The sequence below is a fragment of the Gordonia sp. Z-3 genome (assembly GCF_036233855.1).
Taxonomy (GTDB): Bacteria; Actinomycetota; Actinomycetes; order Mycobacteriales; family Mycobacteriaceae; genus Gordonia; species Gordonia tangerina.
The window spans coordinates 160,747-183,489 of the sequence record NZ_JAZARS010000008.1 but is presented as its reverse complement, the minus strand read 5'-3'; the positions used below and the strand labels follow the sequence as shown (position 1 = coordinate 183,489).

Below are 22,743 nucleotides of genomic sequence, written 5' to 3'. Positions count from 1 at the left end.
CTGGCACGCCCTGGCACGCCACCGCAGTATAGGTCGTGCGGTGATCCAGGGAATGGCAACAAATCCCTTCACTCGCTGAGCGAATATGTAGCATTCGGCCCACAAGCACGCATACCAGCAACGAGAGAGTCAGCTCCAGATGGCCAGTGAAAAACAGGCAGGGTTTATCGCCAACCGTACCCGCGAGCTTTTCGCGTTGACGCAAGCAGTTGAGGGACGAGACGGCGAGCGCCCCGACTACGATCAATTGGTCGCCGAGGCCCGCGAGCTCCCGTCAACGGAAGCTTCGGCGCAAATTGACGAGCTATACCGGCAGATTGTTGCAGTCCGCAGAGCGCACGAGATCACGAAATGGATTGGCGCAGACGGCAAGAAACTGTCGAAACCGCGCCTGTGGCCGGACGACCCCCACCACTGATTCCGAATTGGTTCAGACGTCGGTTCGGCGCTCGGAGTGTTGCGTCGCACGGGCACTCACAGCAGGCGTAGGGTCGAAACTAGCCCCAGAACGCCGGTATCCTCCGGCGCCCTCCGTCTGGCGGTGCTCAACCAGGAGGATGTCAGTGTTGCCACCGAATGAAGCCCGAAGCACGATCCGATTGTGTCGCGGTCGGCCGTTCAAGCGATGAGCCCTCTCCCGACGCCCAAGGGCAACCAGCACAAAGCTATCTTTCTGTCGGCCGACCGCCATCACGTGGTCCTCGGGACCGCTGGAACCGGGAAGTCGACAATGGCGATGCTCCGCGCTGATCATCTCGCCCGAACGAGCACGCTGAACCATGGCCCTGTCCTGGTGGTGACCTACAACAACACTCTGGTGAAGTATCTTCGTTATCTCTCGCCTGCCAGCAGCAACGCCATCACAATTGAGACCTACGGCAAGTTTGCCCGTGGTTACCTGAACTCGGTCGGCAGGATGGGCTACAACCAAATCGCAGGCCCTGACGACGTCCGTGCACTTGTGGAACGAGCCAAGACCAACGTTCGGGCCGCCGGGTACACGCATGCAGTTCTTGACCGCGATCTTGGCTGGATCGTGGATGAACTCCATTGGATCAGCGGAATGGGCATATGTTCGCTGGCCGATTATCAAGCGGTCGACCGCCTGGGGCGCCAGACCCCACTGACACGCGGCGACGCACGACAGACGGTATGGGCAGTACGAGATGCGTACCGCGACATCCGCGCAGCCTGCGGCTACCGATACGACTGGTACGACATCGCGACCGCTGTCACAGACAGCCTGGCGAATGACCACGACCCGCGTCGTTATAGACACATCATCATCGATGAGGGGCAAGACCTCTCGCCAGAGGCTATTCGTTCCCTGGTCGCTGCGGTGGCGCCCGGCGGATCATTGACGTTCTTTGGCGACTATCATCAGGCGATCTACGGCCAGGGGCTTTCCTGGCAAAAGTCCGGTATCGACTTGCGGGGGCGCCAAGTTGAGCGATTTGCGGACAACCTGCGCAACACCGCGCAGATCGCGAACGTCGCGATCGCTCTGACAGAGTCCGAATTCATGTCCACCGGTGACCTCGACTTGGTACTGCCCCGCGCGCCAAAGGCAGCCGGACCAATGCCAACACTCGTACGGTGTGACAACGCCGCTTCCGAGGCCGAGTACATACGCGACCTTGCGCTGGACGCAAGTAAAGATCAGAGCATCGCGATCTTGGCGCGTACATGGGCCGAAGCCAAGCGCGTAGCCGCCGGGCTTGCGTACACGCCGCTCCGGGAGTCCATGGGTCGATGGGATGAGAGACCTGGGATCTACGTCGGCGCTTACCACTCTTCGAAGGGCCTTGAGTTCGACGGGGTGTTCTTGCCGCAGCTCAACGACGCTAAGCTGCCGCACCCTGACGTCCTGCGCGCCTACGACGACAACGAAGCTTACGCGCGCGAAGCACGACTCCTCTACGTCGCTGTCACTCGTGCCCGCTCCAGCCTAGTAATGTCGCATTCGGGCCAACCCTCGCGTCTCCTCCCAGCCAACAATGGCCTATGGAGGGAGGAGAACGCATGAACGAAAAGGTCCCAGCCAATCCAACCACCCGGACCGACCTCGTTTTCGGCACTTCCCCAATTTCGTACGCCGACATGGCGGAGGCCTTCGCTGCTCTGCCCGCGACACGCCTAGTCCATTTCACTCCAGCCCTGAACCTGTACAACATCTTGCGCGACGAAGAGATCCGGCCCAGTGACGACCTCAAAGCCGATGAGCAACTCCGTTTCACGCCGACAGATAACCAGCGCGTAGACGGCCACCCTGGATATGTGTGCTGCTCGTTCGAGTATCCGAACGCCTATTACCAAGCAAGAGCGAGGGCCAAGAAGGACTTCGTTAACTATGAGCAATGGGTGTGCCTTACCCTTAGCATCAAATTGGTCCTGCGTGACGGCGTCTTGTTCTATCCATGCAATGCCGCTAGAGAACGCGGCCAACTTGGCGGAGTCGGCCCACAACGCTTAGTCGAGCTGTGGGCTAATCCCTCGATCCCAGCGAGCTACCCACGGAGGACTAGCCACCATCCGGCAGTACCCACTGATCTCCAGGCTGAGGTTCAGATCCCTGGTGCGATTCCGGTGTCGTTAGTGACAGGTATTGTTGCGAAGGATGCCTCACAGTGCGAAGAGCTACACGGCCTTCTCGTGGCGCACGGCCTGAACCCAGAGCGTTTCAAATGGAGCTACGCACCGCAGTTCTACGACGCTCAGAAACTGGCAGCAGCGCTCCAATCAGGATATGCACCGACCGAGCACCTCTGGAGACCGTCGGCAGGTGGAAGCAGTTGAGCGAAACCCGAATTAGCACCCAAAAGAGTGTTGGCGCCCTAACTGGTGCAGCTGTTGGAGACGCTCTTGGCTGGCCACAGGAGAACCGCAGCCAGATTCTCGGAGGCAAGTCCGCGCGCAGAGTGAATCCCAAACCAGAGTTCCGTCACTGGGAGCGAAGCGGCGGAAATCAGTTCGCCCGCTATATCGATCCCGTTGCGCCCGGTGAATACAGTGACGACACTCAGCTACTCCTTGCCGTGGCGCGTGCATGTCTTCACGATGACTGGTACGACTGGCTGACCAGCGTGGAACTTCCAGTTTGGCCACTATTCGAACGCGGCGGCGGTCGAGCAATCCTCTCGGCGTCTCGTGCATGGGCAGACAACCGCCCACCATGGATTGCACGGAACAAGCGTGACGAGAAGAAGATCGCCAGTTACTTCAATGCTGGAGCAAATGGCGTAGCAATGCGTATCGCTCCACACGCCATTCGCAGTTCCCACGATGATCCTGGTGAGCTAATGACTCGGGTGGTTCGTGACGGTCTGACCACACACGGACACCCTCGAGCGCTCATAGGTGCCTGCCTGCATGCGCTCGCAGTTCGACATGCAGTCTTGGAAACAGACACTCTTGAATACGGCGAGTTACTAGACGCGGTATCGAACAGTGAGATCTGGCGGCTACCGGACTTTCTCGTTCACGCGGCAGATACCGACTGGATTGCGAGCCACCGTCATTACGCATCCGAGCACCCAGCCGATAGTTGGGCGCGAGTCGTCATGGAAGTCGACGAGCTCATCGGTATCGCGCGCGGCGAACTTGCCCGCGGAGCGACAGGAAATGATCAGCGCGCGCTCAACGCTCTTGGCTGCTTCGACAATTCCCAAAGCGGGTCTGGGACTGTCACAGCCGTCGCAGCAATCTATGTGGCCAGCCGTGCTGCCACACGCCCGATGAGCGGACTCCTACGGACAGGGTTCCTTGATAACGCGGATACGGACACGCTCTGTTCGATGACCGGGTCGGTGCTGGGCGCCGTCCATGGCACCGCGTGGCTCGGCGAGTTGCTTAGCACCGTCCAGGACCGAGAGTACATTCGTGACCTCGCAATCATGCTTGCGAGCGGAGACCACGACTCCGTGACCTCACTGCAGGTTCAAACTCCGATTGCTACCTCAAGCAACCAACTCCGCAAGTGGAGCAATGATGTGCTATCCATGGGCAGCAGCGACACTGCTCCCGACGGCCGGCCTTGGCAGATCCGCGAATTCCATGACCTCGACAGCAGAACCCGAAACTCTGTCACCCGTGTCGTCGGTGTCACTTTCGACGGTCAGACGCTGATCCACGACAAAGTCACACGACCCCACGACGCCCGCGTCCGCAACAACCGGGACACGTCTGATGTCGAACTGACTGACAATGCCGATCGCTCTGGATCGGCAGTCTCTGAGGGGTTTCCAAAGACTCCACCCAGACCAAATGTCATGAGCATCAAAATCCACGTCACCGATCTCGCCGCATCAACCAAGTTCTTCGCTGAAGTACTCGGCTTACAGGTGAGGGTTCACGCCGACCGCACCGAAGTAGGCGACTTTCTAGTCATGGGTAGGCGTAAGCACGAGACCCCATGCGATGAACACCCCGCCGTGATCACGGTGCGTGCAGGCGACCTTGCGACCGTCGCCGACCGCGCATCCACCTTCCCGAACGTCCAAGTTGCGTGGTCGAAGGACCGGACCGCACTGTGGATCAAGGAACCCAGCCTAAACAATCTACGAGTCATTTCGGACTAGTTTGCCTCTCCGCTCGGCCCGCGCTGGCCATGACCACCTGGCCTGACAACAAATTGACAACAGAACCCCCCGATTCCGATTGATCCCGAGTGACACGCATAGACGCGTTTCCGCAGTTCACAAGACCTTTCTGACACAGCGCCGCAGCACTCAGAAGCACGGCCTTAGAGTTCGAGTCTCACCGAGGGCACCACGAAACCCCTGGTAACAGGGTTTTGTGCCGTAGATCGAAGTCACATGCTGACTCCGATCTACGGCACAATGTCACCAGGGACCGACCTCGCCGGCTTCGGTCAGTAGACGGGCGGCTCCCCCTCCGCCGCAGGTCCCTTCTCGATCGGTTCGTGTTCGATGATCGCCTGGTACGCGTGGTTCTCGTGGCGGACCATTGCGACGAAGAAACCGATGAACAGCGCCACCGCGAGGATGAAGACGATCCACACACCCACCGAGAAGCCGCCGAAGGTGAACACCACTCCGGGGTCGTCGTAGGAATCGATCGGACTGAACATCTACTTCACCTCTTCTTTGGGAATCGTGACGACTTCGCCCGCATCGTCGGCCGGCACGGCGACGATGTCACCGGTGTCGCCGCGCATGACGGTCACCGGAATGCCTTCGGGGTAGGGCGTGGCCGGGACCTCGGCGAGGTCGAGGCCCTGCGCTTCGACCTCCGGCGGGATACGCAGCATGCCGATCTTCTTCATACCCAGGGACACCAGGTAGGCCGGGATGAAACCGAGCGCCATGAAGACCACGGCACCGACGAGCTGGCCCCACAGCGAGATCGACGGGTTGCCATCGGTGTTGGGATACCCGGACAGGAAGACTCCCACCATGACGACCGAGTACAGACCGACACCGCCGTGGACCGCCACCGCGCCCACCACATCGTCGATCTTGAACTTCTCCAACAACTTTCCGATGTACGGGATGAGGCCGCCGGCACCGAGCGCGATGATGAACGCCAGGGCGGGATGGTAGAGGTCCAACCCGGCAGCGACGCCGATGACACCGGCCAGGCCACCCGAGATGGTCCAGAACGGCTCACCACGCGACATCAGGTAAGCACCGATGATGCCTCCCGCCAGACCCATCAGCGTGTTGAATGCGAAGGCGGACAGGGTCGTCGGACTCCCGTAGATGGTGGCGTAGCCCTCGTTGCTGTAGATGACGCAGCCCATCAGGAAGCCGAAGAAGCCGGTGAAGATCAGCATCAGTCCGACCATGGTCAGCGGCAGGTTATGCGGCCGGATCGTGACCGGGGTGCCGTCAGCCTTGAACCGACCCAGCCGTGGGCCGAGGTTGATCAGGATGCCGAGGGCGGCGAATCCGGCGATCATGTGGACGCAACCGGCGGCGCCCACGTCGTGGAAGCCGAGTTCGGTCAACATCCAGCCGGCGCCGTGCCAGCCCCACGCCGCGCCGATGATCCACACGACCGAGCCGACGAGCACGGTCAGCACGAGGAAGGCGCTGGTGCGAATCCGCTCCAGTACGGCACCGGACATGATGGAGCCGGTGGTGGCCGCGAACAGCGCAAAAGCGCCCCAGAAGATGCCGCTGGCGGAGTCCGCGGTGTTGGGCCCCATGTTGTCACTCCAGGGCAGGGCCGCCTGTGCGGCGTCTGTCATCTCGATAAACCCGCTGGGCATCGCGTTGTACAGGAACCAGCCGACGAAGAAGAACGAGGCGATGATCGTCGCGAAGGCAAGCAGGTTCTTCATCGCCGTGGCGAGCACATTCTTCGAGCGTGATGCACCCACCTCATAAGCGAGGAACCCCGCGTGGATGAGCATCATCAGCGCGATGGACATCCAGTAGAAGAATTCGTTGTTGACCGACCCCATCGTGGTGATGGCGCCCTCTACATCTGGTGGCAAGGCAGGACCTCCGCAGGCAAGGAGTGGGAAAAGGAGCGTTTCGCATCAGTGTTCGGTGCGCACTACCGGTGTACGCACGATTGACCATAAATTAGCGAACGTTCCTGTGCAGTCCTCGATGGTAAAACCGACGTAACCGGCGCGGCGCGGCAGAAGTTGCTGTTGCACAACCAGACCTGCGGATCGCCCGTGGCTATGTGCAACCCCGTGTTCACCAGAACAAAGTGCCGGGTTTCGCAGCGGCTACGCCTACTTGCGCCGGAAGAGTTTGTTGCCCAACCACACGAGTGGATCGTAATGACGATCGGCGACTCGTTCTTTCATCGGAATCAGGGCGTTGTCGGTGATCTTGATGTGCTCGGGACAGACCTCTGTACAGCATTTGGTGATATTGCACAGCCCCAATCCGTGCTCGTACTGGGCCGAATCCCGCCGTTCGGCCATATCGAGGGGATGCATGTCGAGTTCGGCCACCCGCATCAGGAAGCGTGGCCCAGCAAAGGCCTGCTTGTTCTCCTCGTGGTCACGGACGACATGACAGGTGTCCTGACACAGGAAGCACTCGATGCATTTACGGAACTCCTGCGAGCGTTGCACATCGACCTGTTTCATGCGGTACTCCCCCGGCGCCAGACCTTCCGGGGGTGTGAACGCCTGGACCTCACGAGCTTTCGCATAGTTGAACGACACGTCGGTGACCAGGTCACGGATGACCGGGAAAGTTCGCATCGGTGTCACGGTGATGACCTCGTCCTCGGTGAAGGTCGACATCCGGGTCATGCACAGCAGTTTGGGGCGGCCGTTCACCTCTGCAGAACACGATCCACACTTACCGGCCTTGCAGTTCCAGCGCACCGCCAGATCGGGCGCCTGGGTGGCCTGCAACCGGTGGATGATGTCGAGAACCACCTCGCCTTCGTTGACGGGCACGGTGAAATCCTGGAGGTCACCGTCGTCGGCGTCCCCACGCCATACCCGGAACTTCGCGTCATAGCCCATATCGGTTCTCCTCGTTGCGGTCAGTTCTCCCTGGCGCCTCCGGCGTCTGGATGACCGGCGATCTCGTCGGCCGTGTAGTACTTCACGATCTCGTCGAACTCGAACACCTCCAACAGATCCGGACGCATCGGGACCTGTTGCTCGGTGACCACGGTGACCTCTGGGACCGGCGAATCGTCGCCGGTCACGGTCTTACAGACCAACAACGTGTTGCGCCACGCCGGGTCCATGTCCGGATAGTCGTCGCGGGTGTGCCCGCCGCGGCTCTCGGTGCGCATGAGCGCCGCCTTGGCAACGCACTCGCACACCAGCAGCATGTTGCGGAGGTCGACGGCCAGGTGCCAGCCCGGATTGAACTGACGATGCCCCTCCACCTGCATGCCGCCCAGGCGGGCGCGCATCTCCTCGAGCGCGGTGATCGCCTGCTGTACCTCCGCCTCCTTTCGGATGATGCCGACCAGATCGTTCATGAACTGCTGGAGCTCGGTATGCAACGTGTACGGGTTCTCCGGCGTCCCGTCGACGGGCGGATCGAAGGGCGCCAATGCGTACGCCGCCGCTCGCTCGATGTCATCGGCAGCGACCGTCGGGCGGTTGTGCAGCGACTCCACATACGACGCCGCACCCAGCCCCGCCCGGCGACCGAAGACCAGGAGATCCGACAGCGAGTTGCCGCCCAATCGGTTCGACCCGTGCATGCCGCCGGAGCACTCTCCGGCGGCAAACAACCCGGGGACGCGGGACGCCCCGGTGTCCGGATCGACCTCGATACCGCCCATCACGTAGTGACAGGTGGGCCCCACTTCCATCGGTTCGGCGGTGATGTCGACGTCGGCGAGCTCCTTGAACTGGTGATGCATCGACGGCAGCCGGCGAATGATCTCCTCGGCGGGCATACGAGATGCGATGTCGAGGTACACACCGCCGTGTTCGGTGCCGCGCCCGGCCTTGACCTCTTCGTTGATCGCGCGGGCGACCTCGTCGCGCGGTAGCAGATCCGGTGTGCGCCGGGCGCTGTCGTTGTCGGCCAGCCATTTGTCGGCCTCGTCTTCGGTTTCGGCGTACTGGCCTTTGAAGACGGGCGGGATGTAGTCGAACATGAAACGTTTGCCGTCGGTGTTCTTCAGGACGCCACCATCGCCGCGCACCCCCTCGGTGACCAGGATCCCTTTGACGCTCGGTGGCCACACCATCCCGGTCGGATGGAATTGGACGAACTCCATGTTGATCAGGCTGGCACCGGCTCGCAGGGCGAGTGCATGACCATCGCCGGTGTATTCCCAGGAGTTCGACGTCACCTTGAAGGATTTGCCGATACCGCCGGTCGCGAGCACCACCGCGGGCGCCTCGAACAGCACAAACCGACCCGACTCGCGCCAGTACCCGAAAGCCCCGGAGATGGCGTCACCGTCCTTGAGCAGTTCGGTGATGGTGCACTCGGCGAACACCTTGATGCGTGACTCGTAATCTCCGGTTGCCGCATGGTCTTCCTGCTGCAATGAGACGATCTTCTGCTGCATGGTCCGGATCAGTTCCAAGCCGGTCCGGTCGCCGACGTGGGCCAGCCTCGGATAGGTGTGGCCGCCGAAGTTGCGCTGGGCTATCCGCCCGTCCTCGGTTCTATCGAACAGCGCACCATAGGTTTCCAGCTCCCAGACCCGATCGGGCGCTTCTTTGGCGTGCAGTTCGGCCATGCGCCAGTTGTTGAGGAACTTGCCTCCCCGCATCGTGTCCTTGAAATGCGTCTGCCAATTGTCCTTGGAGTTGGCGTTGCCCATCGACGCGGCACACCCGCCCTCGGCCATCACCGTATGGGCCTTGCCGAACAGCGACTTGCACACCACTGCGACCGAATAGCCCTTCTGACGGGCTTCGATAACCGCACGCAGACCGGCACCGCCGGCACCGATCACGACGACGTCATACTTGTGGCGTTCCGGTTCGGTCATCTGGCAGAAACTCCCAACGTCAGATCGATTGCGCAGCAAACGCTGCGCGTCAAGCGAATCACCCCACGAACCTCAGGTCCGAGATGGTGTTGCTGGCGACCAACATGATGTAGAAATCGGTGAGCACCAGGGTGCCGAGGGTGATCCAGGCGAACATCATGTGCCGGGTGTTGAGCCGAGTCACCTGAGTCCACATCCAGTACCGAACCGGATGTGCGGAAAAGTGTTTGAGCCGACCACCGGTGGCGTGACGACACGAATGACACGACACCGTGTAGGCCCACAGCAGGATCACGTTGACCACCAAGATCACGTTGCCCAGGCCGAAGCCGAACCCCCCGTCCTTGCCGTGGAACGCGGTGATGGCGTCGTAGGTGTTGATCACCGTGACGATCAACGCGACATAGAAGAAGTAGCGGTGCGCGTTCTGCAGGATCAGCGGCAGCCGCGTCTCACCGGTGTACCCGCGGTGAGGTTCGGCGACCGCGCACGCCGGCGGGGACTGCCAGAACGACCGGTAGTAGGCCTTGCGGTAGTAGTAGCAGGTCAGGCGAAAGCCGAGCAGAAACGGCAGCACCACGAAGCCGAGGGGAATCCACATCGGCAGTTCCGGAAACGGTGTGCCGAAATGACTTGATCCCGGCACGCACGAGTCGCTCAGGCACGGCGAATAGAAGGGTGTCAGGTAGTGATAGTCGGCCACCCAATAGGCGCTGCGAACAAACGACCGGACCGTCGCGTAGACGACGAATGCCGACAGGCCCAGGACAGTGAGCAGCGGCGACAGCCACCATCTGTCCGATCGAAGAGTACGCGCTGCGATGCGCGCCCGACCCAGGGAGAAAACCCCGGCAGTGTCCCGCTCAGCTGCGGGCGCGCTCACTTCGTCCGCTCACGCGAGTGGAAGCCCAGCCCTTCATCCTGCGCGCCGAGCCACGCGGCTTCGTCCGACTTGCTGTCCGGGACGTAGATGACGTCGTCCTTGCCCTTCGCGCGAATCCGCGGTGGTAGTGCGTGCTCGAACTCATGCAGGTCGATCTCGAGTCGGTCGAGGTCGTTGGCCATCCGTCGCACGGCATCGACATCCCCGTAATGCGCCTTCAGCGTGACGAGGTGATGCCGCAGCGCCCCGATGCTGCGATGGAGATCCTTCATGTCGGCCGCTACCATGGTTTTCCCTCCAGAATGATGTGACAAACACCACACTACTGGGTGGGTCGGCCGAGTCAACGGCTTTGACCGAACGTGTCCCGTGACTTCTCGACCGGCGCACAATACGTTGTTGCCATGACGATCAAGACCCAGCCGACCGATGCGTCGGTGCAGGAGTTCCTCGATCGCGCCACACCCGCCCACCGGGTCACCGAAGGGCACCGCGTCGACGAGATCATGCGTACGGAGACCGGCGTGGAACCGGTGATGTGGGGGCCTTCGATCGTCGGGTACGGCTCGTATCACTATGTCTCACCGTCGAAAACCTCTCGTACGGAAGGAGACTGGCCCAAGGTCGGTTTCTCCCCCCGCAAGTCGGCACTATCCTTCTACGGCCTGAAGGATCTCCCCGAAGGAGCTGCGCTGCTTCCCGACCTCGGCACCTACACCGAAGGCGCCGGGTGTGTGTACGTCAAACGCCTGGAGCAGATCGACCTTGATGTGCTACGCCGACTGATCCGCATCGCCTACAGCCGAGGCGACGATCCACGTAGCTGACCACCGAGGTGTATGTGTCCGATTCACTTGCGGCGGGCCACTCAACGCCGGTAGCGCTCGGTGAAGCGCTTCAGAATGGTGGGCGGGTGCTGTGCGTCGGTCGCCCGCGCGGTGGCCTGTAGCGCGCTCGCCTCGCTCGGGTCGAAGTAGCCGAAGTCGCGGTAGACGTCGATGCGCGTGCACAGACTCTCCGCGTCGAGTTCAGGGTGGAACTGGGTGGCATAGACATTGGTCCCTACCCGAAAGGCTTGCACCGGACAGTCAGGTGAAAAAGCGAGGTGTACCGCGTGCTCAGGTAGCCGCGTCGCTGCTTCTTTGTGCCCGCCGTAGGCCGCGAAGCCGACCGGTAGATCGGCGAACAGCGGATCGTGGTGCGCAGCGTCGGTCAGGGTGACCATCAGCGGCCCGACCGGCTCGCCGTGGGTGCGGTCGATTGCGGCACCGATCGCCGAGCCCAGTGTGCCCACGCCGTAGCAGCAGCCCAAGAAAGGGAAATCCGCGGCGACGATCCGTTCGGTCAGCTCAGACAGCTCCGCCTCCACGCGACGCTGGGTCGCGTTCTTCGCCGCGATGGGGTCGCTCACGTTGTAGGGTCCGCCGCCGAGGATGATGCCCGACCAGTCGTCGAGATCGACGTGTCCCAACGGCCGCTGGGTCAGATTGATCGCGCGTAGTTCGTTCTCGGCCAAGGCACCCAACCGCAACACAGACCGATGCTCGTCCACGGCGGCCGCCGGCTCGGCGCGGATGGACAACAGCAGGAAAGGGCGCGCACCAGCTGTCGTCGGCGGATCCTCTCGTCTGGGCACGAACAATCATTGTGCCCTGACCGATCATCGTTGCCGCCCGAATTGCCAACGGCAGACCCGAATTGTCTCCGGCAGACTTTGTAGAGTCGGTGACGACAGTCAACCGCCGATTCAACCCTCACGCCGGAGGAATCATGCGCCTCACCAAGCACACTCACGCGACCGTCACCCTCGACAAGGGTGCGGGCGTGCTGCTGATCGATCCGGGGGCGTTCACACCGAATGCGGCAGAGCTGCTGAGTCAGGCCGACACCGTACTGATCACCCACGAGCACTTCGATCATTTCGACGGTGACGCGATCGTGGCGGAGATGCAGCGCCGACCTGAGTTGCAGCTGTACGGGCCCGCCGCCGTCACCCGCACGCTCACCGACGTCGCCGACCGCGCGCATGCGGTCTCGAGCGGGGATACGTTCACCGCAGCCGGATTCGACGTCGTCGCCTTCGTCGCCGATCATGCCGTGATCCACCCGGAGATCCCGATGGTCGACAACGCGGGCTTCCTCATCGACGGGCACGTCTTCCATCCCGGCGATGCGTACCTCAACCCCCACTGCGCGGTCGAGGTGTTGCTTCTGCCCATCAGCGGTCCGTGGATCTCGACGGAGCAGGCGATCGACTATGTACGAACGCTCGCCCCGAAACGCACGATCGCGATTCATGACCTCATGCTCAGTGACACCGGCAAGACCAGTTCGGAGATGTTCCTCGGCGAGAACTCGCTGACGAAGACGCCGATGGAGATCATGGGTGTCGGCGAGGTCACCACTCTTATCGTGTCGGGCTGATCTGCTCGACTCGTCGATCACCTCGCCTGCCGTCGGACCCGGCGATCAGCGCCCACAGGACCAGTACCGGCTGGAAGAAGAGACGCACCAGTCGCTTGGTGTCGGTGTCGAGCCCGAATGCGTCGATGTGCTCGAGGTATTGATATACGTTGCCCGGGAACACGGCGACGAAGAACGCGGCCGCGATCCAGGACACGAGCTTGCGATACCTGGGCAACGCGATCAGCGCCAGACCCAGCACGATCTCGACACCACCCGACGCAAGCACGACGAAGTCCTTGTCCAACGGCACCCAGTCGGGCACCTGCGCCTGGAACTCGGCCCGTTGGGCCGTGAGATGCCCCACGCCGGCGACCACCAGCACGACGCCGAGCGCCACGCGTGCGATCGCTCGTCCGAGAGACTGACGAGTGGTGTTCGGTGACAACAACATTGATCCCCCAGACGCTCGTTCTCGGACGTCGCGACACCGTCCCGGCACGTCATCGACGGTAGCCGAGATTTATGTGGTGCACAACAATGTTGCACACCATAGAGATCAGAAGGAGATTCCTAGCGACCAGGCGAACAGCGTGTACCCGGCAAGCGTGATCAACACGATCCCGATGAGGTTGAGCCAGACGCCACCGCGGATCATCTGACCGATCGTGACGTATCCGCTGCCGTAGGCGACCGCATTGGGTGGGGTGGCCACCGGCAGCATGAACGCACACGTCGCCGCGAGGGCGACCGGCACCGTCAACGCCAGTGGGTCGATGCCCATCCCCATCGCCACCCCGCCCGCCACCGGCAGGAAGGTCGCCGCTGTCGCGGTGTTGCTGGTGATCTCGGTGAGAAAGATGATCGCCGCGGTCACCACGATGATCAGGACGATCACCGGGATGGCGTCGAGGCGTGCGGCGACGTCACCGATCCATGTGGTCAGGCCGCTGGAATCGAACTGTTCCGACAAGGCCAACCCACCGCCGAACAGCAACAGGACACCCCACGGCAGCCGCACCGCCGTCTCCCAGTCGAGTAGCCGGACTCCTGGTGTGACGCCACTGGGGAGCAGAAACAACAGGACCGCGGCCGTCATGGCGATCCCGGTGTCGGAGATGGGTGGGTCCTCATCCCAGATCAGCGGAACCGCAATCCACGAGGCAGCGGCGAGGGCGAAGATCACCGCCACCCGGATCTCGCCCTGTGACATCGGTCCGAGGTCGTCGAGTTCACCTCGGATCAGCTTCCGACCGCCAGGAATGTCATCGATCTCCGGTCGGAACAAGACGTGCGACAACAGAAACCAGGCGATGACGAGGAACACCACGGCCAGCGGCACCCCTGCGATCATCCACTCCAGGAAACCGATGTCGATGCCTTCGCCCTCCAGGTACCCCACCAGCAGTGTGTTCGGCGGCGTGCCGATGATGGTGCCCAGCGATCCGATCGATGCGGCATACGCGATGCCCAACATGAGCGCGGTGCCGAAGTTGCTGGTGATCACGGCCTGGGTGATCGCGTGCTGATCGCTTGCTGTCGCCGCATCGGTGCCCTCGGTCGAGTCCGACGTCTCGGTGTTCGACCGCAGATCGAGGACCAGGATGAGTACCGACACCCCGATCGGGATCATCATCACCGCGGTGGCCGTGTTCGACACCCACATCGACAGGAATGCCGTGGCGATCATGAAGCCCGCGATCACCATCGTCGGCTTCGTCCCCATGGCGCTCACCGTGAGCAGGGCGATGCGGCGGTGCAGGTTCCACCGTTGCATCGCCAGCGCGAGGATGAAACCGCCCATGAACAAGAAGATGATGTTGTTGCCGTAGGAGGCACCGACGTCGTTGACCGAGACGTCGGAGTCGAACACCGGGAAGATGACCAGCGGAAGCAGCGCCGTCGCCGGGATCGGGATCGCCTCGGTCATCCACAGCACGCCCATCAGCACGGCGGTCGCAGCGGTCAATCGCGCGGGATGGTCGACATCTGAGGGCAACACGAGGTAGACGATGACCGCGAGGAGTATGCCCGCGCCGAGTCCGAGCCACTGACGTCTGCGCCGGCCCGGCTTCACCTCCTCGGCCCGCTCGCCGGCGGATCGGCGGTCGACCTCGTCGAACTGATCGGCCGATCGCTGATCGTTGTGATCGCCACCGCCAGCCTGTGCCATGCGACCTCCTCGTCTGCGGTCACCATGGCACGTTTCCTGTCCGCAGCACGCGGGAATGGCCATAACATCGTTGCCAACCACGTGGCGAGATCGCTCCTACCAGCCGGTACGAGGTGCGATCGACGCGTCGGGCACGACTGCGCTCAACGGGTGCCGGCGTAGCTCAGCAATTCTCGGATGTCCGCATCGGTGATCGGCTCGAATTCGTCGTAGGCCGCGCACGCACCGCGGAAGGACTCCAACAGAGTCGGGCAGATGACGTGGTCGACATCGCCGAACCTCTCCGACATTCCCGGCGGCCCCACCGGGACCGCAACAGTCACCTGTGCCGCACCGAGACGGCGTAGCGCGCCGACCGCCGCGCGCATCGTCGCTCCCGTCGACACCCCGTCATCGACCACGACGACGTGAGCGTCACGGACCGCAATCCCGGCACGTCCATGACGATGGACACGGGTGCAGCGTTCGAGTTCGGCCCGCGTACGACGTACCAGCGTGTTCCATTCATCCGGAGTGATGCCGAGGCCGCCGATGATCTCGTCATTGGTCACCATCACCCCCGGGTACGCGATCGCACCAGCCGCGAGCTCCGGTTGATCCGGTACACCGATGGTGCGCACGGGCAAGACGTCGAGGGGGGCGTCGAGGTGTTCGGCAACTTGTCGAGCCACCGGCACTCCCCCGCACGGCAGCGCAATCACGGACGTCTCGGCGGCCGGTGCGGGCAGAGCGGAGAGGTGCCGCTCGACGTGCTCGGCGAGGATTCGCCCGGCATGCACCCGATTGCGGTACGCCCGCCCGGCGAAGATGTGGCTCGTCATGACAACCTCGTTTCAGCTCAATGCCACGCGACCGGTTGTCTGAAGCCGCACCAACGCAAATGAGACTACCCGCGACGAACGGTCCGAAACATGACTGCGCGTAGGCTGCCGGTCATGGCCTTCACCGGTTTCCCCGAGGCTGCACTCGACTTCTACGACGACCTGGAAATCGACAACTCCAAGGTGTATTGGGAGCTCCACAAAGGGACCTATCGCACTGCGGTCGCCGTGCCGATGGCTGAACTCACCGACGAGTTGGCCGCCGAGTTCGGCTCAGCCAAGATCTTTCGCCCCTACCGCGATGTTCGGTTCTCCAAGGACAAAGCCCCTTATAAGACCCATCAGGGAGCGTTCGTCGCGGTCGGTCCGGCGACCGGCTACTACGTCCAGATCGGAGCGCCCGGCGTGCGGGTGGGCGCCGGGTTCTACGAGGCTTCCGGCGAACGTCTCGCCGCTCTGCGATCGGCTATCGACAATGCGATTCACGGCGCCGAACTCGAGCAACTGGTCAACAAGTACACCCGAACCGGATGGGAACTCGGCGGTGACGTGCTCAAGACCGCGCCGCGGGGTTGGTCAACCGATCATCCGCGTATCGAACTGTTGCGACACAAATCGTTGACGATCGCCCGCGACTACGGCTTCGACGAGATCATCCACTCGGCGGCCCTGGTCAAGCAGATACGCAAGGACTGGCGTGCCGCAACGCCGCTCATCGACTGGGTGTGCCGGCACGGGTGACGCTCAGCCTTCGACGGTTCCGTCCAGGTAGACCCACCGACCGTCGCGCCGTTCGAACCGGCTGCGCTGGTGCAGCGCTTTGCGCTCGCCGTCCGCCCGATAGTGCGCGGTGAACGTCACCTCGCCGGTGTTGTCGAAAGGCGTTCCCCCCGAGGCGGACTCGACATCGAGTCGATACCACTGGATGCCGTCGTCGACGACGAGCCGACGCGGACGGGTCCGCGGGTGCCAACTGTCGAGGATGTGGTCACGATCGCCGATGGCGAAAGCGCTGAACCGCGACCGCATCAATGCCTCGGCGGTCGGCGCGCGGCGTGCGCCACTCAGGATCGGACCACAGCATTCGCCGAACGTGAGACCCGAGGTACAGGGGCAGCGTCGATCTCCATCCGCAGCACCGGTCACGTCACTCATGTCGGCGAGGATAGCGCCGACCGCCGGGGTCGCCCGCCCCAGGTGCTCGCACAGACGTCCCCGGCCGGGCAGTGCGCAGCGAACTGACAGCCACGCCACACGTCCATCGCAGGGCGCGACGATGACATGGGTGCCATGAACAACACACGACAGCTCCATACGACCACTCCCACCGCCACCACAGACAGCATGCTGGTCGTGATGGACGGCAGTACCCGGGCGCAGTCGGTGGTGCACGAGATCCTGCGGTCTGGCCGTCGAGTCGTGTTGACCTCCGCCATCTCCCACGACCTCGTTCCGTTCATTGACGCGTCGGTCAGCGGCCGGGTGTGGGCGGTGGTGTCCGACCCGTCCGATCCGGTCCAGATCGAGTCGATCATCGAGCGCGCCGAGGACCGGATCGGTCCGGTGGTGATGATCGTCGATCCGGGTGGTCTGCTCACAGACGTGGCGGCCGCCGATCGTCGCGTGGCCTGACCGCGAGTCGTCTGACCGCGAGTCATCTGACCGGCTCACCGGCCCCGTACGAGGACATAGCGGGACCATCGACTCTGGTGCCACACATGCGAGATGACAGACTGTCGAAGGTGATTCGTCGACAGTGAGGAAGCGACATGCCGGACAGCATCGTGGTGGTCATCGGTTCGGGCGGCATGGGTCTGGCCATCGCCCGACGTCAGGCCTGCGGGCGTAAGGTCGTCCTCGCCGACGTCGACGACGCCCGCCTCGAACGGGACGTCGCCGCCCTCGGCGACGAGGGCTTCGATGCGGTCGGACGCACGGTTGATGTCGGATCGGCGGACTCGGTGACAGCGCTGGCGGAGTTCTCGGCGTCACTGGGCAACGTCGACCAGGTGATCCACACGGCTGGGCTCTCCCCGGTGCAGGCACCGGTGGAGGCGATCCTGCGGGTCGACCTGCTGGGCGTGGCGTTGTCGCTCGACGCGTTCGGCGCCGTGGTCGCCCAACGCGGTGCCGGGGTCGTCGTAGCCAGCATGGCGGGCCACATCTATCCCCCACTCGCGGCCGACCACGCCGCCGCGCTCGCCATCACCCCGAGTTCCGAGCTGCTGTCGCTTGACTTCCTGACCGAACTGGCCGGGGACCCGGGAAGCGCCTACGCGATTGCCAAACAAGCCAACCATGTCCGGGTGCGTGCCGCGGCCGGCGTATGGGGTGCGCGTGGCGCCCGCGTCAACAGCATCAGCCCCGGGGTCATCGCGACCGCCATGGGGCAAGCCGAGCTCGGCGGCGACAGCGGTGATGCCATGCGTGCCATGATCGCGATGTCGGGAACCGGCCGACTCGGAACCGCCGCCGACATCGCCGACGCCACCGCTTTCCTGTTGAGTCCGGCGGCCTCCTTCATCACCGGGACAGATCTGTTGGTCGACGGTGGCGCCGTGGCAGCGATCGCCACACCACGCGAGTGAGTCGATTCGCGTCGCAACAGCACTGAACTGCGCCCCGGATGGTCACTGTTGGCCATCTCCTTTCCGATCCGCCCTCGCAGGTCCGGTGCCACGGGATAGCATCCAGAACGCCGTCGATGCCGCTCCGGACATGACTGCCGGCGGGCTTCGCGGTCGCCCACACCTGCAGACTGGACAGCTCAAGGGAGAGTCATGTCTACCTCGACCAACACGGCATCCGAGATCGTCACGGGCGTCGGCGGCGCCGGCAACATCGAGAGTCTGACGCACTGCGCGACCCGTCTGCGTTTCCAATTGCGCGATGCCTCCGAGGTCGAGCAGGGCACCCTGGAAGCGATCGACGGCGTCATGGGCGCGGTACCCCAGGCAGGCAACCGCTACCAGATCGTCATCGGCGGTGCCGTACAAACGGTCTACAACGAGATCATGGCGCTGCCACAGATGGCCAACGCCGGCGGTGACGCGGCGGCCATCAAGGCGGCCGCACGGGCGAAGGGACCGCGCGGCAAGAACGCGTGGTTGGATTCCCTGTTCGAATACCTGTCGGATTCCTTCCGACCGATCCTGGGCGCTTTGCTCGGCGCCTCTTTGTTCATCACGTTCATGTCGCTGATGAGCACCCTGGACATCATCGGCAACTGGGCCGACCCCCGCACCGACCTGTCCCCGTCGTGGCAGTTCGTGAACCTCTGTTGGCAGTGCGTGTTCGTGTTCCTGCCCCTGATGATCGCCTACAACGCGTCGAAGAAGCTGGACGCGGATCCGTGGGTGGGATTCGCCATCATGGCCGTACTCATGCTGCCCGGCTTCACCGCGTTCATGGATCAGGCGACCACCAACACCGTCTTCGGCTTCGAAGTCCAGACCATCGATATCTTCGGCATACCGCTGACGGTCTTCGACTACAGCTCCCAGGTGTTCCCGCCGCTGCTGATGGCAGCCGTTCTGGGCCCGCTGTACAAGTACCTCAAGAAGATCATCCCGGAGAACGTGCAGCTCATCTTCGTGCCGTTCCTCGCCATGCTCATCATGATCCCGTTGACGGCGTTCATCATCGGGCCGATCGGCGTCTACGTCGGTGCGGGTCTGGCCGACGTCCTCAAGTCGATCAACGACTTCTCCCCGTTCATCTTCGCGATCGTGATCCCGCTCGCCTACCCGTTCATGGTCCCGCTGGGCCTGCACTGGCCGATCAACGCGATCATGCTGCTCAACATCCAGACCATCGGCTACGACTTCATCCAGGGACCCATGGGCGCCTGGAACTTCGCGTGCTTCGGGGCCACTGCCGGTGTGCTGCTCATCGCGTGGCGCGAACGCGACATGCAGATGCGGCAGACCGCCACCGGCGCGCTGGCCGCCGGACTCCTGGGCGGCATCTCCGAACCCTCGCTCTACGGTATCCATCTACGCTTCAAACGGATTTATCCGAGAATGTTGGTCGGCTGCTTCGTCGGCGGACTGATCATCGGTATCGGCGGCGGCGTGACCACGAACGCGTTCGTCTTCACGTCGCTGCTGACGATCCCCGCATTCGACAGCATCGTGCTCTACGGCATCGCGGTCGCCGCCGCTTTCGCCGTGGCGATGATCCTGGTGGTGTTGTCCGGGTACCGCACTGCCGAACAGCAGGCGCAGTTCGAGGCCGCCCGCGACGCCGGACTCGAACGTGCCGGCGCGATCCCGATCGACGATTCCGCTGAGGGGGTGGCCGCGGCCGCCGCAGCCGCCGCGGTGCCGAGCGGCGCCGCCACCGCCGTGAGCACCGCGCCCGCCGCGACCGCCACCGCGCCGTCCACAGCCGAGTCGGCCGCCCCCACCGAGCGGGGCGTCGTCACCGAGATCGGCGCTCCGCTCGAGGGAACCGTGGTGGCGCTGTCTGATGTACCCGATCCGGTGTTCGCCAAGGGCACCATGGGTGGCGGCGTGGCGATCGAACCGTCCGGCGATACCGTCTACGCTCCCGCAGCGGCGATGGTCGTCGCCGCGCAGCCCACCGGTCACGCCTTCGGCCTTGTACTCGACGGTGGCATCGAGCTGCTCATCCATGTCGGCATCGACACCGTGCAACTCAAAGGCGAAGGGTTCGACGTCAAGGTGAAGGCGGGACAGAAGGTCGATGCGGGCACCCCGCTGGTGACCTTCGACCGAGCGGTGATCGAGAGGGCGGGCTACCCGCTGATCACACCCGTGGTGGTGATGAACACCAAGAAGTTCGCGTCCGTCGATCAGATCGCCGAGGGCACCGCCACCGTGGGCACCCCGGTGATCGCAGTCGAGGCCAAGCCCCGGCCGCCGGCCTGAGCCGCCGCCCGACCGGACGGCTCAGCTTGTCACCCGGTTCATCCCTACCATCACGAACTGCCGGACGCGCCCGGCCACCGATGCCGCACACGTCGAGTGCAGCGGATCAGACATGTGCTCTGCCAGGGTCACTCCGATGGGTCCATCCGGCCCCGACAGCACGACCTCGATCTGGTGGTCGCCTCGGCGGACGTCGACCGGACTGAGCGCATCGATGCGGTCGTCGCCGGTTGCGCGACGCACGAAATACTGGGCGGCCTGCACCGCGTGTGGCAACGACGTACGGCCGCGAAGGAACTCGTTGTCGAGCCGACCATGCGTGTAGCGACGCACGATGGCCGACGGTTCGTCAGCGGAATCGACTGCGCCATAGCAGAGCCCATGCGGAAACAGGATCATCGTCGCGGCGAATCGATCCCCACCGAGGTGGGAGCATTCCCACGTCCACTCCGGGTACTCCGCCGCTATTGCCGCGGTGGCGGCGCGCCCCCGCACCGCGCAGCACTGGTCATGTTTGCCGTGCGCGCACACGGCCACGAGCGGATCATCGAACCGTTCGCCGTCCGTCCCATCGAGCGCCAAGTCGAGATACTCCGCCGGTGAGGCGACCTCACCGTGGTGCACCGTTTCTGATCCAGGACGCGCGTCGACGATGAACCACCGCCACCGGGGCACCGATGGGCGCCGACCGGGACGACGAATCGCGACGATCCGCATTCGCTCGGTCTCCACGCGCCGCACGATCGCGCGGCCGAGCCGGGGGTCGAGGATCCGCGGGGATTCCAGGAACGCTGACGGACCCCACGCACCGCTCATCTCGAGGAGCACCCACTTGTTCCCGGCCGACGCGGTGCCGAACATGGGATCACCGCGGTCGCGGGCGGAGTCGCTGCACGGGAGACGATCACCCATCGGACTCGGTGCTGTCGTGGGGCGTCGGCTCGATCGGGCACGGCTCGACGGGCACCAGCACGGCCTCACGCAGTAGTCTGCGCACCAGCACACATCCGTCGGAACCGTCAAGCCCGGGCAGGTTTCCTGCCATCACGGGTTGCCCGGACCGGATCGCCACGAGCGCGTCGGCGCATGAGGCCGGAAAGGTGATGCTACGGTCCGGAAGCCGAAGTGTGACAGAGCTGTTGGAATGCCGGAGGGAACCGATCAAACCGGGTCGCCAGCGGAACGCCGTCGTTGTGTCCACTCGGCCGATCGCGTCGAGCGTCGCCAACGGTGCCACCGCCACCGCACGGGTTCGTTCGGCGTGGCGTCGTGACAGACGGGTCGCTGCCGCATCGGCGAGTTCGTCGGTTTCCTCGCGCAGCACGTCGATCACCGAGGTGAGTACCGAGCGGGCGGTGACCGCGGTCTGATCATGATCGGCCAAATCCAGTGGAATGGCCAGAGATTCGCGAAGCATGTCGTTGTCGCCGAGCGCGTCGACGATGGCTCGGACGACGTCGTGTCGGGTCACTGCGGAGACGCCCACGGTGAGGTGAATCGAGGTCTCCCCCATCGCCTGCGCCGAATGCACCCAACCGCGCGGCAGGTACACCGCATCGCCGGGCTCGAGGACCGTGTCGATCACCGGCTGTTCGCGCGCCCGCGCTTCGATGGCGGGCCGGTGATCGGTCCACGGCTGGGTGTCGAGCGGATCGCGGTGCACCGGATCGTGCACCAACCACCGTTTGCGGCCGGACACCTGAAGGACGAACACGTCGTGGACGTCGTAGTGCGGGTCGAATCCACGATTGGCGGGTGGGGTGATGTAGGCGTTGGTCTGCACCGGGTGGCCGAGATCGTCGACCATGCCCCGCGCGAAGTCGATCACCGGCGGCCACAACCGGTGCAGTCCCTGCAACACGATCGTGGCACCCTCGGCAAAACGCGACAGCACCTTCGCCGAGTCCACTTGATCGCCGATCTCCGCTCCGAAGCCTGCCGGACCGACATAGCAGTCCCGAGCCAGCAACCCGCCGTCCTTCGCCATCCGGATGAAAGGGGCACGCACCCCGCGTGCGGTGAGCAGTTCGTCGACGGTCGCCGGCGAGAGCAGATCACCGAAGTCACGCGGGAGCGTGTCGGCCCGGCTGAGCAACGGGCGCCGGCCCCAATGATCGCGTGCGAAATCCGCGGCACCGATCGAGATACAGCGGCTCAGCATTC

23 protein-coding genes are annotated in these 22,743 nt (G+C 63.6%); 10 read left to right on the top strand and 13 right to left on the bottom strand.

All coding sequences use genetic code 11. The annotated features are described in order from the left end of the window. Nucleotides 1-139 precede the first annotated feature (139 nt). From VX037_RS11605 to VX037_RS11590, 4 genes are all read left to right on the top strand, one after another. Nucleotides 140-418, top strand: coding sequence for a hypothetical protein (locus VX037_RS11605; protein ID WP_328714325.1), 279 nt, complete (start codon nt 140-142; stop codon nt 416-418). A 207-nt stretch (nt 419-625) separates the two neighbouring features. Next, nucleotides 626-2,026: a 3'-5' exonuclease gene (locus VX037_RS11600; protein ID WP_328714324.1), complete on the top strand. Its 1,401-nt coding sequence runs from the start codon at nt 626-628 to the stop codon at nt 2,024-2,026. Next, nucleotides 2,023-2,796: a DarT ssDNA thymidine ADP-ribosyltransferase family protein gene (locus VX037_RS11595; RefSeq protein ID WP_328714322.1), complete on the top strand. Its 774-nt coding sequence runs from the start codon at nt 2,023-2,025 to the stop codon at nt 2,794-2,796. Before VX037_RS11600 ends, VX037_RS11595 begins: the two co-directional genes overlap by 4 nt. After that, a complete protein-coding gene (locus tag VX037_RS11590; protein ID WP_328714320.1) occupies nt 2,793-4,577 on the top strand; it encodes an ADP-ribosylglycohydrolase family protein in 1,785 nt (594 codons plus the stop codon). Before VX037_RS11595 ends, VX037_RS11590 begins: the two co-directional genes overlap by 4 nt. 293 nt (nt 4,578-4,870) lie before the next feature. Here VX037_RS11590 and VX037_RS11585 read toward each other — a convergent pair whose 3' ends face one another. The 6 genes from VX037_RS11585 to VX037_RS11560 form a co-directional block, all read right to left on the bottom strand. Continuing rightward, nucleotides 4,871-5,089: a hypothetical protein gene (locus VX037_RS11585; RefSeq protein WP_235723108.1), complete on the bottom strand. Its 219-nt coding sequence runs from the start codon at nt 5,087-5,089 to the stop codon at nt 4,871-4,873. Beyond that, nucleotides 5,090-6,460: an ammonium transporter gene (locus tag VX037_RS11580; RefSeq protein WP_235723109.1), complete on the bottom strand. Its 1,371-nt coding sequence runs from the start codon at nt 6,458-6,460 to the stop codon at nt 5,090-5,092. Nucleotides 6,461-6,709: 249 nt separating this feature from the next. Then, nucleotides 6,710-7,459: a succinate dehydrogenase/fumarate reductase iron-sulfur subunit gene (locus VX037_RS11575; protein ID WP_235723110.1), complete on the bottom strand. Its 750-nt coding sequence runs from the start codon at nt 7,457-7,459 to the stop codon at nt 6,710-6,712. A gap of 20 nt (nt 7,460-7,479) precedes the next feature. Further along, the gene (locus VX037_RS11570) at nt 7,480-9,408 is read right to left on the bottom strand and encodes a fumarate reductase/succinate dehydrogenase flavoprotein subunit (protein WP_235723111.1); all 1,929 of its coding nucleotides are present in this window, start codon (nt 9,406-9,408) and stop codon (nt 7,480-7,482) included. Nucleotides 9,409-9,466: 58 nt separating this feature from the next. After that, on the bottom strand, nt 9,467-10,291 hold the full coding sequence (locus VX037_RS11565; RefSeq protein WP_328714318.1) for a hypothetical protein: 825 nt from the start codon (nt 10,289-10,291) through the stop codon (nt 9,467-9,469). Beyond that, a complete protein-coding gene (locus VX037_RS11560; protein ID WP_372474986.1) occupies nt 10,288-10,563 on the bottom strand; it encodes a hypothetical protein in 276 nt (91 codons plus the stop codon). Before VX037_RS11560 ends, VX037_RS11565 begins: the two co-directional genes overlap by 4 nt. A gap of 132 nt (nt 10,564-10,695) precedes the next feature. Here VX037_RS11560 and VX037_RS11555 point away from each other — a divergent pair, with 132 nt between their 5' ends. Next, nucleotides 10,696-11,118, top strand: a complete 423-nt coding sequence (locus tag VX037_RS11555; RefSeq protein WP_266061071.1) for a DUF1801 domain-containing protein — start codon at nt 10,696-10,698, stop codon at nt 11,116-11,118. Between the two features lie 41 nt (nt 11,119-11,159). Here the strand turns inward: VX037_RS11555 and VX037_RS11550 are convergent, their stop codons facing one another. Beyond that, nucleotides 11,160-11,927: a glutamine amidotransferase gene (locus VX037_RS11550; RefSeq protein ID WP_328714317.1), complete on the bottom strand. Its 768-nt coding sequence runs from the start codon at nt 11,925-11,927 to the stop codon at nt 11,160-11,162. Between the two features lie 134 nt (nt 11,928-12,061). On the opposite strand from VX037_RS11550, the gene VX037_RS11545 reads away from it, so the two are divergent. After that, complete coding sequence (locus VX037_RS11545; protein ID WP_328714316.1) at nt 12,062-12,715, top strand: MBL fold metallo-hydrolase; 654 nt, start codon at nt 12,062-12,064, stop codon at nt 12,713-12,715. Here the strand turns inward: VX037_RS11545 and VX037_RS11540 are convergent. The 3 genes from VX037_RS11540 to VX037_RS11530 form a co-directional block, all read right to left on the bottom strand. Then, complete coding sequence (locus tag VX037_RS11540; RefSeq protein ID WP_235723117.1) at nt 12,699-13,148, bottom strand: DoxX family protein; 450 nt, start codon at nt 13,146-13,148, stop codon at nt 12,699-12,701. The genes VX037_RS11545 and VX037_RS11540 overlap by 17 nt on opposite strands. 105 nt (nt 13,149-13,253) lie before the next feature. Then, entirely contained in the window at nt 13,254-14,867 is a 1,614-nt protein-coding gene (locus tag VX037_RS11535) for an SLC13 family permease (protein ID WP_328714314.1), read from the bottom strand. A gap of 143 nt (nt 14,868-15,010) precedes the next feature. Continuing rightward, nucleotides 15,011-15,688, bottom strand: coding sequence for a phosphoribosyltransferase (locus VX037_RS11530; RefSeq protein WP_235723119.1), 678 nt, complete (start codon nt 15,686-15,688; stop codon nt 15,011-15,013). 114 nt (nt 15,689-15,802) lie between these two features. Between VX037_RS11530 and VX037_RS11525 the strand changes: the two genes are divergently transcribed. Continuing rightward, entirely contained in the window at nt 15,803-16,429 is a 627-nt protein-coding gene (locus tag VX037_RS11525; RefSeq protein WP_266061150.1) for a DUF2461 domain-containing protein, read from the top strand. Between the two features lie 3 nt (nt 16,430-16,432). Here VX037_RS11525 and VX037_RS11520 read toward each other — a convergent pair whose 3' ends face one another. Next, the gene (locus tag VX037_RS11520; RefSeq protein ID WP_235723135.1) at nt 16,433-16,843 is read right to left on the bottom strand and encodes a YchJ family protein; all 411 of its coding nucleotides are present in this window, start codon (nt 16,841-16,843) and stop codon (nt 16,433-16,435) included. A 135-nt stretch (nt 16,844-16,978) separates the two neighbouring features. Here VX037_RS11520 and VX037_RS11515 point away from each other — a divergent pair, with 135 nt between their 5' ends. The 3 genes from VX037_RS11515 (at nt 16,979) to VX037_RS11505 (ending at nt 20,580) form a co-directional block, all read left to right on the top strand. Next, nucleotides 16,979-17,320: a hypothetical protein gene (locus VX037_RS11515; protein WP_235723136.1), complete on the top strand. Its 342-nt coding sequence runs from the start codon at nt 16,979-16,981 to the stop codon at nt 17,318-17,320. 137 nt (nt 17,321-17,457) lie between these two features. Next, complete coding sequence (locus VX037_RS11510) at nt 17,458-18,276, top strand: SDR family oxidoreductase (RefSeq protein WP_235723137.1); 819 nt, start codon at nt 17,458-17,460, stop codon at nt 18,274-18,276. 192 nt (nt 18,277-18,468) lie between these two features. Next, nucleotides 18,469-20,580 carry a glucose PTS transporter subunit IIA gene (locus tag VX037_RS11505; protein WP_235723138.1) on the top strand — a complete coding sequence of 704 codons (2,112 nt, stop codon included), beginning with the start codon at nt 18,469-18,471 and terminating at the stop codon, nt 20,578-20,580. Between the two features lie 21 nt (nt 20,581-20,601). Here the strand turns inward: VX037_RS11505 and VX037_RS11500 are convergent, their stop codons facing one another. Together VX037_RS11500 and VX037_RS11495 are read right to left on the bottom strand one after the other, a co-directional pair. After that, nucleotides 20,602-21,492, bottom strand: coding sequence for a sucrase ferredoxin (locus tag VX037_RS11500; protein WP_328714312.1), 891 nt, complete (start codon nt 21,490-21,492; stop codon nt 20,602-20,604). Continuing rightward, complete coding sequence (locus tag VX037_RS11495) at nt 21,485-22,741, bottom strand: cupin domain-containing protein (protein ID WP_235723140.1); 1,257 nt, start codon at nt 22,739-22,741, stop codon at nt 21,485-21,487. The genes VX037_RS11500 and VX037_RS11495 overlap by 8 nt, the downstream gene beginning before the upstream one ends. Between the last annotated feature and the right edge of the window lie 2 nt (nt 22,742-22,743).